This is a genomic window from Parafrigoribacterium mesophilum (assembly GCF_039652555.1).
In the GTDB taxonomy this organism is placed as follows: domain Bacteria; phylum Actinomycetota; class Actinomycetes; order Actinomycetales; family Microbacteriaceae; genus Parafrigoribacterium; species Parafrigoribacterium mesophilum.
Genome location: NZ_JBDJAF010000001.1, coordinates 1,789,082 through 1,801,206, shown reverse-complemented (window position 1 = coordinate 1,801,206; position 12,125 = coordinate 1,789,082). Strand labels below are relative to the sequence as shown.

General features: G+C 61.8%; 11 protein-coding genes and 2 tRNA genes. 11 read left to right on the top strand and 2 right to left on the bottom strand.

The window, feature by feature from the left end; genetic code table 11:
- Positions 1–227 precede the first annotated feature (227 nt).
- From dnaN to ABFX56_RS08570, 9 genes are all read left to right on the top strand, one after another.
- Positions 228–1,370: a DNA polymerase III subunit beta gene (gene dnaN / locus ABFX56_RS08610; RefSeq protein WP_346232839.1), complete on the top strand. Its 1,143-nt coding sequence runs from the start codon at positions 228–230 to the stop codon at positions 1,368–1,370.
- Positions 1,371–1,411: 41 nt separating this feature from the next.
- The gene (gene gnd, locus ABFX56_RS08605) at positions 1,412–2,302 is read left to right on the top strand and encodes a phosphogluconate dehydrogenase (NAD(+)-dependent, decarboxylating) (protein ID WP_346233175.1); all 891 of its coding nucleotides are present in this window, start codon (positions 1,412–1,414) and stop codon (positions 2,300–2,302) included.
- A 28-nt stretch (positions 2,303–2,330) separates the two neighbouring features.
- Positions 2,331–3,533 carry a DNA replication/repair protein RecF gene (gene recF, locus ABFX56_RS08600; protein ID WP_346232838.1) on the top strand — a complete coding sequence of 401 codons (1,203 nt, stop codon included), beginning with the start codon at positions 2,331–2,333 and terminating at the stop codon, positions 3,531–3,533.
- Positions 3,530–4,042, top strand: coding sequence for a DciA family protein (locus tag ABFX56_RS08595; RefSeq protein ID WP_346232837.1), 513 nt, complete (start codon positions 3,530–3,532; stop codon positions 4,040–4,042). The genes recF and ABFX56_RS08595 overlap by 4 nt, the downstream gene beginning before the upstream one ends.
- 166 nt (positions 4,043–4,208) lie before the next feature.
- Positions 4,209–6,191 carry a DNA topoisomerase (ATP-hydrolyzing) subunit B gene (gyrB, locus tag ABFX56_RS08590; RefSeq protein WP_346232836.1) on the top strand — a complete coding sequence of 661 codons (1,983 nt, stop codon included), beginning with the start codon at positions 4,209–4,211 and terminating at the stop codon, positions 6,189–6,191.
- A gap of 93 nt (positions 6,192–6,284) precedes the next feature.
- On the top strand, positions 6,285–8,948 hold the full coding sequence (gyrA, locus tag ABFX56_RS08585) for a DNA gyrase subunit A (protein WP_346232835.1): 2,664 nt from the start codon (positions 6,285–6,287) through the stop codon (positions 8,946–8,948).
- Positions 8,941–9,348: a DUF3566 domain-containing protein gene (locus ABFX56_RS08580; RefSeq protein ID WP_346232834.1), complete on the top strand. Its 408-nt coding sequence runs from the start codon at positions 8,941–8,943 to the stop codon at positions 9,346–9,348. Before gyrA ends, ABFX56_RS08580 begins: the two co-directional genes overlap by 8 nt.
- Before the next feature lie 49 nt (positions 9,349–9,397).
- A tRNA-Ile gene (locus ABFX56_RS08575) sits at positions 9,398–9,471 on the top strand.
- Between the two features lie 44 nt (positions 9,472–9,515).
- Positions 9,516–9,588, top strand: a tRNA-Ala gene (locus ABFX56_RS08570).
- Between the two features lie 47 nt (positions 9,589–9,635).
- On the opposite strand, the gene ABFX56_RS08565 is transcribed toward ABFX56_RS08570, so the two are convergent.
- Positions 9,636–10,181 carry a DNA helicase gene (locus ABFX56_RS08565; RefSeq protein WP_346232833.1) on the bottom strand — a complete coding sequence of 182 codons (546 nt, stop codon included), beginning with the start codon at positions 10,179–10,181 and terminating at the stop codon, positions 9,636–9,638.
- Between the two features lie 121 nt (positions 10,182–10,302).
- Between ABFX56_RS08565 and ABFX56_RS08560 the strand changes: the two genes are divergently transcribed.
- Together ABFX56_RS08560 and ABFX56_RS08555 are read left to right on the top strand one after the other, a co-directional pair.
- The gene (locus ABFX56_RS08560) at positions 10,303–10,842 is read left to right on the top strand and encodes a peptidylprolyl isomerase (RefSeq protein WP_346232832.1); all 540 of its coding nucleotides are present in this window, start codon (positions 10,303–10,305) and stop codon (positions 10,840–10,842) included.
- Between the two features lie 251 nt (positions 10,843–11,093).
- Positions 11,094–11,756 (top strand): rhomboid family intramembrane serine protease, encoded by a 663-nt coding sequence (locus ABFX56_RS08555; protein ID WP_346232831.1) that lies wholly within the window; start codon positions 11,094–11,096, stop codon positions 11,754–11,756.
- 58 nt (positions 11,757–11,814) lie between these two features.
- On the opposite strand, the gene ABFX56_RS08550 is transcribed toward ABFX56_RS08555, so the two are convergent.
- Complete coding sequence (locus tag ABFX56_RS08550) at positions 11,815–12,054, bottom strand: cell division protein CrgA (protein WP_346232830.1); 240 nt, start codon at positions 12,052–12,054, stop codon at positions 11,815–11,817.
- Positions 12,055–12,125 lie beyond the last annotated feature (71 nt).

The following is a 12,125-nucleotide window of genomic DNA, read 5'->3' as shown; positions in this document are numbered from 1 at the left end:
ACAACGGTCATCCCACGACAACGCCCACAGCTGATGCACATCTCACACCGTTGTAGTTCTCCGACGATGGTTGACAGACGGGAGGTTATCCACAGTTCCCACAGCGGTTACTACGATTAACTCTTTAAATCCAATGAGCTTCCCGGAAATAACCTTTGGGAAAGGGCTTGCGTGGCCTGTGCCAGTATTAAGCCCCACACAACAATTTCCTTGACAAGGGGTGAGCCATGAGGTTCCAGGTCAATCGTGACGTCTTCAGCGAGGCGGTTTCGTTTGCGGTGAAGCTTCTTCCTCAGCGCACTACCCTGCCCATCCTGAGCGGTGTGCTGATCGAAACCTCAGACACCGGTCTTACGCTCTCGGCCTTCGACTACGAAGTGTCGGCACAGACGACGATTGTTGCGGACGTGGAGGAACCCGGTCGTATCCTCGTGTCTGGGCGCCTGCTGGCCGATATCGCCAGCCGGCTGCCGGCTGCACCCGTGCAGTTTGCCACCGAAGACACCAAGATCTCAGTCGTGTGCGGCTCCGCTCACTTCACGCTGCTCAGCATGCCTGTCGAGGAATACCCGACCCTGCCCACGGTGTCGGGGAGCTCGGGCCTTCTCCCTGGAGAAGAGTTTGCGACAGCGGTCGCTCAAGTGGCGGTTGCGGCGTCGCGCGACGACGTGACGCCGGTGATCACGGGCGTGCAGTTGGAAATCTCTCAAGGAAACTTGAGTCTCATCGCTACGGACCGATATCGCGTCGCAGTGCGCGATGTTGATTGGGACTCGGATGAATCGGCGGAAACTGTCAGCGCTCTGGTGCCAGCGCGCACGCTACAAGAAGTGGGTAAGACGTTTGGGCATAGCGCCACGATCTCGGTGACCGTCGCGCGCGGTGACGAACGTGAACTCATCTCGTTCAGTGCCGACAAGAAAAAGGTCACCTCGCTGCTGATCAAGGGAAACTTCCCCCCGGTAAAGCGCCTCTTCCCCGAGTCAGTGGATAATTACGCAGTGATGAACACCGCCGAGCTCATCGAGGCGGTACGCCGGGTGTCGCTCGTGCTTGAGCGTGAAGCGGCGCTGCGCTTCAGCTTCAGCCTGGACGATCTGGTACTAGAGGCGATCGGGTCGGAACAGGCCCAGGCATCCGAGACCATCGACGCACATTTGAGCGGCGGGGACACCGTGGTTTCGCTCAAGCCGCAGTTCTTACTGGATGGATTGTCCGCGGTGCATTCCGAGTTCGTGCGGATCTCGTTCACCAAGACCGAGAATCCGAACAAGCCCGGGCCTGTACTGATCACGAGCCAATCGTCGAAGGACCAGCCCGGCGCGGACAATTACAAATACCTTCTCCAACCCAACCTTCTACTGCGCTGAAAAGGCCTGAAAGAAGAAGTACAAACATGTCGAACGACACTGTGTCCCTAGGAATCGTCGGTCTGGGTCGTATGGGTAGCAATATGCGCACGCGCCTTCGCGATCATGGCATCGTGGTGACCGGTTACGACCGAAACCCAGAGGTTTCCGATACCGAAAGTCTGCAGGAATTGGTCGCGGCATTACCCACTCCCCGGATGGTGTGGGTGATGGTGCCCGCCGGCGCGATCACACATTCCGTGATGGCAGAGCTCGCGACGATTCTCCAGCCTGGCGACTTGGTGATCGACGGCGGGAATTCGCGGTTTACCGATGACTTCACTCACTCGGAATTACTGGCGAAGGTCGGCGTGCACTACGTCGATGCGGGGGTGTCAGGCGGTGTCTGGGGGCTGAAGAATGGCTACGGCTTAATGGTTGGTGGTGCCGCAGACGACGTGCAGCGGGCGCTGCCGATCTTTGACGCGCTTAGGCCAGAGGGTCCGCGTGACGAGGGGTTCGTCCACGTCGGAGAAATCGGTGCCGGCCACTATGCGAAGATGGTGCACAACGGCATCGAATATGCGCTCATGGAAGCGTTTGCCGAGGGATACGAACTTCTCGATGCCCGGTCCGACCTGATCAAGGACGTCACCGGAACCTTCAAAGCCTGGCAACGAGGAACCGTCGTGAGATCTTGGCTCCTGGAACTCTTGGTACGGGCTTTAGAGCAGGATCCCGAGTTCGACGACATCGAGGGATACGTCGAAGACTCCGGCGAGGGACGCTGGACCATCGAAGAAGCCATCTCTCACGCGGTCCCCGTGCCGACGATCGCCGCGTCGATCTTTGCCAGGTTCGTCTCGCGCCAAGAAGAGGGATCACCGGCCATGAAGGCCGTCGCGGCTCTTCGCGCACAATTCGGCGGACACGCGGTCAAGAAGGCGGACTGATCGCTTCGGTCGCAGAAAGCACGTTGCCATGATCGTCGATCGGTTGAGTCTTACCGATTTTCGAAATTACGCCACCGCGGACGTCGGATTCACCGAAGGGGCGAATCTCGTCGTCGGCAGCAATGGGCAGGGCAAGACCAACCTCGTCGAGGCGCTCGGCTACCTGAGCACGCTCGGTTCGCATCGGGTCTCCAGCGACCACGCCATGATTCGGCAAGGCAGGGATTCTGCCGTCGTGCGAGTACAACTACGGCACGTCGAACGACAGGTGCTCGTGGAAGTGCAACTCAACCGGTCCTCAGCCAACCGGGCGCAGATCAATCGGTCTCCGATCAAGGTGCGTGAACTTCCTCGATACTTCTCCAGTGTGTTGTTCGCCCCGGAAGACCTCGCCCTGATCCGAGGTGAACCCTCGGGAAGGCGCCGCTTCCTCGACGAGCTCCTGATGCTGCGTTCCCCTCGATTTTCCGGCGTATTCGCCGACTACGATCGTGTGCTCCGGCAACGCAACTCCCTCCTGAAATCGGCCAGGGCGAGCGGTGCGAAGGGAGCGCAACTGTCCACCCTGGACATCTGGGATGAGCGCCTGATCGTTCTCGGAACTCAAATTATCGCGGCTCGTGCCCAGCTGGTGGCCGCACTGCTTCCCGAAGTGCAGGCTGCGTACCTTTCAGTCGCCGGCGCTGACCACCACGCACACCTGACCAGCTCACTCAGTATCTTCGGTGGTGGTTCGGAAGCCGGTGACGATGGGATGGAGCCAGGGATCCACACCGCCTCGCAGGCATCCAACACGAGTGCCGATAGCGACATCGAGGCCGCGTTTCGTCAGCAGTTGGCCACGGTGCGCCGCAACGAACTCGAACGCGGAGTCACCCTCGTGGGTCCGCATCGCGATGATCTGATTCTCGGCCTGAATGACTTGCCGGCCAGGGGCTATGCCAGTCACGGCGAATCCTGGTCTTTCGCGCTGTCCCTCAAACTTGCTTCCGCCGTGTTGTTGCGACGTGAATCGTCGCTCGGTGACCCGGTACTGATTCTGGACGATGTTTTCGCCGAATTGGACGAACACCGGCGATCCCGGCTGGCCGAGGCGGTGACCGGTTTCACCCAGGTGCTCATCACTGCCGCAGTGTTCGACGAGGTGCCCCGAGAATTGACCGGGAACACCGTGCACGTCGTCGCGGGCACCATCGTCGACGCCCCCGAGCAGCTGGAGCGGATGCGATGAACGAGGACAACCACGACACACCCGGCACGGAGTCGGAGCCGAGACTGGTCTATCTGAGATTTCGGCGGGTGTTCGGCGATGGCGCGTCGAGGTCTAGCGACGCCCGCAAGCGGTCCAGGAAAAAACCAGGGGCCAGCGTACCGTTCAGCACCGGGCGGGACCCACAGTCGCTGTCCTCGGTGGTTGATGCGCTCACCGCGCAGCTCGGCTGGAATTCACCGCTGGCAAAATCCGAGCTGCTGGCATCTTGGGCTGAACTGGCCGGAGCTGAAACAGCCGAACATTCCACCCCGGTGGGGATCGAGGACGGCATTTTGAGCGTTCGGTGCGATTCCACAGCGTGGGCGACCCAACTGCGACTGATGCGCAGCGTCGTCCTGGGCCAAATCAGCACCCGATACCCTGATGCAGGGATTACTCAAGTGCGATTTGTGGGACCCAACGTCCCCTCGTGGAAAAGAGGTCCCAGATCAATTCCAGGGCGCGGTCCACGCGATACTTACGGATGACTGGACAAAATAGGTGGGTCGCGAGAAACGAAGTCCCCAGACGGCCGATTTCGGCTTCCTGACACAGGGCGTTTGATAGACTGGAACCGTCGCCGAGGCAGCTACTGCATCCAGAAGCCGGGCCAGGAACGACAGATGATCTACCCCGGCAGGAGCCAGCCTTTTTATGTCACTTACCGCGCAGTCGCCCGCAGACAACAACACCAGCCCCTCTTATGGCGCAGACCAGATTCAAATCTTGGAAGGGCTTGAGGCGGTCCGTAAGCGGCCAGGCATGTACATCGGCTCTACCGGCCCGCGCGGATTGCACCACCTGGTGTACGAGGTGGTCGACAACTCCGTTGACGAGGCTCTGGCGGGATACTGCGACACCATTTCGATAGTGATGCTCCGTAACGGTGGCATCCAGGTCTGCGACAACGGCCGCGGCATCCCGGTTGGGCTCAACAAGCACGAGAACAAATCGACCGTCGAGGTGGTGCTGACCATCCTGCACGCCGGCGGTAAGTTTGGCGGTGGCGGATACACGGTGTCCGGTGGCCTGCACGGCGTCGGTCTCTCGGTAGTCAATGCGCTTTCCAGTCAGCTGGACGTCGAGGTGCGACGCAACGGATTCACCTGGCGGCAGTCCTACCGGCATGGAGTTCCACAAGCTCCGCTGTCGAAGGATGAGGCCGACTCTGGTACCGGCACCGTCATCACATTTTGGCCGAGCGCGGACACCTTCGAGACCACCCAGTTCGACTATGAGACGCTGCGAGCCCGGTTCCAGCAGATGGCGTTCCTCAACAAGGGCCTCACCATCTCGCTGACCGATGAGCGCGGGCTGGATGGCGCCGCCGAGCCGGTCGAGGTCGTCTACCTCTATGAGAAGGGACTGGTCGACTACGTCGAGTATCTGAACTCCGCCAAAAAGATCGAGGTGGTGCATCCGGAGATCATCTCCTTCGAGGCAGAAGACACCGACCGCAAGATTTCGGTCGAGGTCGCCATGCAATGGACGAACTCGTACCAGGAAAGCGTGCATACCTACGCGAACACCATCAACACGCACGAGGGCGGCACCCACGAAGAGGGATTCCGTGCGGCGTTGACCACACTCGTCAACAAGTACGCGCGAGAAAAAGGCATCCTCAAGGACAAGGATGACAACCTCACCGGCGACGACGTGCGCGAGGGCCTGACCGCGGTCATTTCGGTAAAACTTGCCGAGCCGCAGTTCGAAGGCCAGACGAAGACGAAACTGGGCAACACCGAGGCCAAGTCCTTTGTGCAGCGGATCACCGGCGACCAATTGACCGACTGGTTCGACCGCAACCCTCCGCAGGCCCGCGATATCATCCGGAAAGCGCTGCAGGCGTCGGCCGCGCGGATGGCCGCCCGCAAGGCGCGTGAACAGACCCGCCGTAAGGGGCTGCTGGAATCCAACAGCATGCCGGGAAAGCTGCGTGACTGCTCAAGCAACGACGCGAGCATCTCGGAGATCTTCATCGTCGAGGGTGACTCCGCCGGCGGCTCCGCAGTGCAGGGTCGCAACCCGGAGACGCAGGCCATCCTGCCGTTGCGCGGCAAGATCCTCAACGTGGAGAAGGCCCGGCTGGACCGCGCACTCGGCAACGCCGAGGTGCAGGCGATGATCACCGCGTTCGGCGCCGGAATCGGCGAAGAGTTCGACTCCGACAAGGCCCGGTATCACAAGATCGTGCTGATGGCCGATGCCGATGTGGACGGCCAGCACATCACCACCCTGTTGCTCACACTGTTGTTCCGTTACATGCGACCGCTGATTGACCTCGGCTACGTCTACTTGGCGCAACCACCGCTGTTCCGGCTCAAGTGGAGCAATTCACCGCACGAGTACGTTTACTCGGATCGCGAGCGGGACGCGCTGCTCGAGGCCGGGCTCGCGGCCGGAAAACGTATTCCGAAGGACAACGGCATCCAGCGTTATAAGGGTCTGGGCGAGATGGATTACAAGGAGTTGTGGGAGACCACCATGAACCCGCAGACCCGCACGCTGCTCCAGGTGACCTTGGACGACGCGGCCGCGGCGGACGAGATCTTCTCCACTCTGATGGGAGAGGACGTCGACTCGCGCCGCAGCTTCATTCAGCGCAATGCCAAAGACGTCCGCTTCCTGGACATTTGATAACCGCGGTGGTCTCGACAGGCTGGACAGTCGCGACGACCGCGACCATCTTGACAGACTCGATCACCGGTACACCCGAAGAACAGAGAATTCATGGCTGACGAAACAGACAACACGCAGGCTCCTGCCGACCACATCGCCGGGCCGGAGATTAACACCGCGCACGACAAGATCGACCAGGTAGACCTCCAGCTGGAGATGCAGCGTTCCTACCTGGACTACGCGATGAGTGTGATCGTCGGCCGGGCACTACCCGAGGTCCGCGACGGATTGAAGCCCGTGCACCGCCGGGTGATTTACGCGATGTTCGACGGCGGATACCGCCCGGACAAGGCGTTCTCCAAGAGTGCCCGCGTGGTCGGCGAGGTGATGGGACAATTCCACCCGCACGGCGACGCCTCTATCTACGACGCACTGGTGCGCCTGGTACAGCCCTGGAGCCTGCGTTACCCACTGGCGCTGGGACAGGGCAACTTCGGTTCGCCAGGCAACGACGGTGCTGCGGCGCCGCGGTACACCGAGACGAAAATGGCGCCGCTGGCCCTGGAGATGGTCAGGGACATCGACGAGGAGACGGTCGACTTCGGGGACAACTACGACGGCCGCACGCAGGAACCGTTCGTGCTGCCCAGCCGGTTCCCGAACCTGCTGGTCAACGGTTCCGTCGGTATCGCCGTTGGCATGGCCACCAATATCCCACCGCACAACCTGCGTGAGGTGGGCGAGGGCGCACTCTGGTACCTCGCGAACCCAGAAGCAACGCAGGAAGAGCTCGTCGAGGCGCTCATCCATCGCATCAAAGGCCCGGACTTCCCCACCGGCGCGCGCATCCTTGGCCTGAAGGGCATCCAGGACGCCTACCGCACCGGCCGCGGTTCTATCACGATGCGCGCCGTGATCAACGTGGAGGAGCTGCAGGGACGCACCTGCCTCGTTGTCACCGAACTGCCCTACCAGGTGAACCCGGACAACCTCGCGCTGAAAATCGCCGAGTTGGTCAAGGAAGGCCGAATCTCCGGGATCGCGGACATCCGTGACGAGACCTCGGGGCGCACCGGCCAGCGGCTGGTCATTGTGCTCAAGCGCGACGCGGTGGCGAAGGTGGTGCTCAACAACCTCTACAAGCACACCCAGCTCCAGGAGAACTTTGGCGCGAACATGCTCGCCATCGTCGACGGTGTTCCCCGCACGCTCGCCATTGACGGCTTCATCACGGCCTGGGTCGACCACCAGATCGACGTCATTGTGCGGCGCACCGCCTTCCGGCTGCGCAAGGCCGAGGCGGACGCGCACATCCTCCGTGGCTACCTCAAGGCACTGGACGCCCTGGATGAGGTCATCGCCCTGATCCGCCGCTCACCGACCGTCGACGAGGCCCGCGAAGGCCTCATGGGGTTGCTGGATGTCGACGAGTTGCAAGCCAGCGCCATCCTCAACCTGCAGCTGCGCCGACTCGCCGCACTGGAACGCCAGAAAATCCAGGACCAGGCCGCCGAACTGGAGCGGATGATCGCCGAATACATCGACATCCTCGCGAAGCCTGAGCGACAGCGAGACATCGTGAGCACCGAACTCACCGAGATCATCGACAAATACGGCGACGACCGTCGCACCGAGATCATGTTCGGTTTCGACGGCGACATGAATGTGGAAGACCTCATCCCCGAGGAGGAGATGGTGGTCACAGTCACCCGTGACGGCTACCTGAAGCGCACCCGCAGCGACAAGTACCGCAGCCAGCACCGCGGGGGCAAGGGCGTTCGTGGTGCGCAGCTGCGGGCCGACGACGTGGTCGAACACTTCTTTGTGACCACCACGCACCACTGGCTGCTCGTGTTCACCAACACCGGCCGGGTGTACCGGGTAAAGACCTACGAGGTGCAGGAGGCCGGCCGGGACGCCAAGGGCCAGCACATCGCGAACCTGCTGCCGCTGCAGCCGGGCGAGGAGATCGCGCAGATCCTGGCGATCCGCGACTACGAGGCGGCCAGCTACCTGGTACTGGCCACCAAGGGCGGGCTGGTCAAGAAAACTCTGCTCAGCGAGTACGACACGAACCGTTCCGGCGGCATCATCGCCATCAACCTGCGCGACGACGACGAACTGGTGTCCGCAATGCTGGTGGAGGAGGACTCGGACGTACTGTTGGTCTCGCGCAAGGGGATGTCGATCCGATTTACCGCATCCGACGAGGCCCTGCGCCCGATGGGCCGCGCGACGTCCGGTGTGATCGGCATGCACTTCAGGGACGACGACCAGCTACTGGATGCCTCAGTCGTCCCGTCGGACGGCGACAGCGAGTCCACTGGATATGTGTTCGTCGTCACCGACGGCGGGTACGCCAAGCGCACTTCCATCGACCAGTATCGTGTGCAGAATCGTGGCGGACTGGGCATCAAGGTTGCGAAACTCCAGGAAGCGCGGGGCGACCTCGCCGGTGCACTGATGGTCGAGGACGACGACGAGGTCCTTGTGGTTCTTGCCAGCGGCAAGGTGGTACGCTCTGCGGTGGCCGAAGTTCCGGCCAAGGGTCGCGACACCATGGGTGTCGTGTTCGCCAGGTTCGAGGACGACGACAAGATCATCGCCGTAGCGAAGAACAGCGAACGCGACCTGGACAGCCAGGATGTTTCAGAGGACGACGGCGAGGAGATCGCCGACGCCGAATTGGAGCCGACTGGGGAACCCGAGACCGAGGGCGAGCCGATCACCCCGGAAAAGGACGAAGCCGAAATGAACGAAACCAGTGATGAGTAGCGTCGCCGAGAAGCTTCAGCGCAAGTCGCAACGCGCTGTGCAAACCAAGCAGGTGCGCCTCAAGCTGGTGTACATCGACTTCTGGTCGGTCGTGAAACTCGCGTTCCTGGTCACGGTGTGCCTGGGAATCGTCATGATCGTGGCGACGTTCCTGGTGTGGATGTTCTTGGACTCGACGAGTATTTTCGACAAGATCAACTCGCTCCTGCAGAGCATTCTCGATGAACCCGGGTTCGACGTGATGAGCAGCTTTTCGCTGGTCAAGGTGATGCTGTTCACCTCGATTGTGGCGCTGCTCAACGTGGTCGTCGGCACGGTGCTCGGCGCGTTGGTGGCGGTGCTGTACAACTTCACGGTGCGGATCACCGGCGGGGTCCTGGTGGGCTTCACCAATAACTAACGATTACAAGAAATAGCGGCGGATGCGATAACCTCGAATCTGCCCTTATGGGGATATAGCTCAGGCGGTTAGAGCGCTTCGCTGATAACGAAGAGGTCCCAGGTTCAAGTCCTGGTATCCCCACCGGTGTGCCGGATCCCCATGGTGCGCGGGGGACTCGGTTTCCCGGGGTCTTAGCTCAATTGGCAGAGCGCCGCCTTTGCAAGGCGGAGGTTAGGGGTTCGATTCCCCTAGACTCCACGGTCCGTGGTCGCCAGAGGTCCGTGGTCGCCAGAGGGCGGTGATCGCTAGAGGGCCGGAACCGGGTGCGGCTCGTCGAACCCGTCGGCCTCATCGCCCACCCAGAGGTCATCATCCGAACGCAGCGTCTGCCATGCCGCATAGGCGACGCCGGCGAGGGCGACCACTCCGACGCTCATCAGGATGAAACGACCGGGGCCTGAGGACTTCTCCGGAGGCAGCGCCTTACGCCTGGTCACGCGATCGAGCGCTTCGCGCACCCTAGAGTCCTTCGCCAGCTCAGCCATAGTCAACGCCGACCCGAACGCACCGGTCACCGCCGGGATGATTTCGTCGGAAAACCTCTCTTTGGCACTGCGCGCGGCCCGTTTGGTGGTCACGATGCCCGTGGCAACGCTCGGCAGTACGCGGTTAACCGCGGTGTCTTTCATCCGCGGGACGACTTCCTCGCGACCAACGCTGACCAACTGACGCCGGGCTTCACCCAGCACTTTGGTGGCGCGATCCAGCACGTCGCGCTGGTCCTCCCAGAGGTCGGAGGCGCTTCCCCTGAGCCGCTTCAGTCCGCGCCGGCGCTTCCGTGACATTCCCATCAGAAACCTCCCTCAAAGTGTTGCTCGAAACCACAACTATCCTCGCACTGCCTACCGGCAGCAAACCCGTACTGCCTGTGTGAACGCTGATACCGCACACGGCGTGTGAAACAATAAACCCATGTCTCTCCACACTCACGTAGCCACCCTGCACACCAATCACGGCGACATCAAGGTCAACCTTCTCGGGAACCACGCGCCGAAGACAGTCGCGAACTTCGTCGGGCTCGCCACCGGAACGATCGAGTGGACCCACCCCACCACAGGCAAGGTCTCCAAGGACAAACTGTACGACGGCGTCATCTTCCACCGCATCATCGACGACTTCATGATCCAGGGCGGTGACCCGCTGGGACAGGGCACCGGCGGTCCCGGCTACCAGTTCGACGACGAGATCCACCCCGAACTCGACTTCACCAAGCCGTACGTGCTCGCCATGGCCAACGCCGGCAAGCAGGCCGGACACGGCACCAACGGCTCGCAATTCTTCATCACAACCGTTCCCACCACCTGGCTACAGGGCAAGCACACCATCTTCGGCCTGGTCGAAGACCCGGAATCCCAGGCGGTGGTCAAGGAAATCGAGAACGTCAAGAAGGATGGCCGGGACCGTCCGCTGGAGGATGTCGTCATCCAAAGCGTCACCGTCGAGGAAGTCTGAGCCAAGGCCGCGACAGCGGGAGTGGGAATGCCGATATTCCAGGTGCACGCCGCGTGAGTGACGCGTCGAGCGATCCCGCGAACTTCTGCTATCGTCATCCGGATCGTCAAAGCTTCGTGCTCTGCCAACGCTGCGGCAGGACCATCTGCCCGCAGTGCCAGACTCAGGCCGCGGTGGGGGTGCACTGCCCCGAGTGCGTGAACGAGGCTAGGCAAAGTGCGCCGAAGCGCAAACCCGCTATCCTCACGGCCGTGCGTCGCGGCACACGCACAGACTCGCCGGTGGTGACCTACGGCGTCATCGCGCTTTGCGGGCTCGTCTTCTTAGCGCAATATCTCACCGGCGGGCCGTCGAACGGCAGCGTGACGCAGGATTTCCTCTACTTCCCGCCGTGGACCCAATTCGAGCCGTGGCGGATGATCACGACGCTGTTCCTGCACGGATCGATCCTGCACATCGCCCTCAACATGTACTCCCTGCTCATCTTCGGCCAGATCCTGGAGCGCGCGCTCGGCCGGTGGCGCTACCTCGCCCTCTACCTCCTGAGCGGCCTGGGCGGCTCGGTAGGGGTGCTGCTGATTGCCCCCGGCATCGCGGTGCTCGGTGCCTCCGGAGCGATCTTCGGGCTGCTCGGGGCGTTCTTCGTGATCCAGCGTCGCCTCGGCGGCAATAGCGTTCAGCTGATGGTGGTGATCGGGTTGAACCTGGTCGCCGGGTTCATCATCCCCGGAATCGCCTGGCAAGCCCACGTCGGCGGCCTTCTCGTCGGCGGTCTGGTTGCCCTCGTGCTGGTGAAGACCCGGCAGCCCCGCCAGCAGAACCGCCAGGTACTGCTGCTCATCGGCGTTCTGGTGGGGCTCGTGCTGCTCACCGTTGCCGGGGTCGCCTGGCTGCCCGCTCGGCTGTTCGGCTAGAAGTTATCCACAGGCCTGTCCACAGTGGGGATAGTTACAGCGGTGTAATTGCCGAGGGTCAGCGCCAGCGTGTGGTCATCAGGAATCCGACGAAGAGGATGCCGAACCCGACGAGAATGTTCCACTGATCCAGCTGTTGAACGGGCAAGGTACCTTGGCTGACGTAGAACACGATGATCCAGGCCAATCCGAGCAGCATCAGCCCGAACATGATCGGCTTGAACCACACGGGGTTGGGGACGTTATTCCCGGAGTGGTGGTCTTCCGGGCGCGCAGCATTCGTCTTCGATGTGGCCATTTGCCGATTCTATCGGAAACCGCCCTGGGGCTCCGGGCGCGGGGCAGTAACCGCCGGTTCCAGCGCCTAGA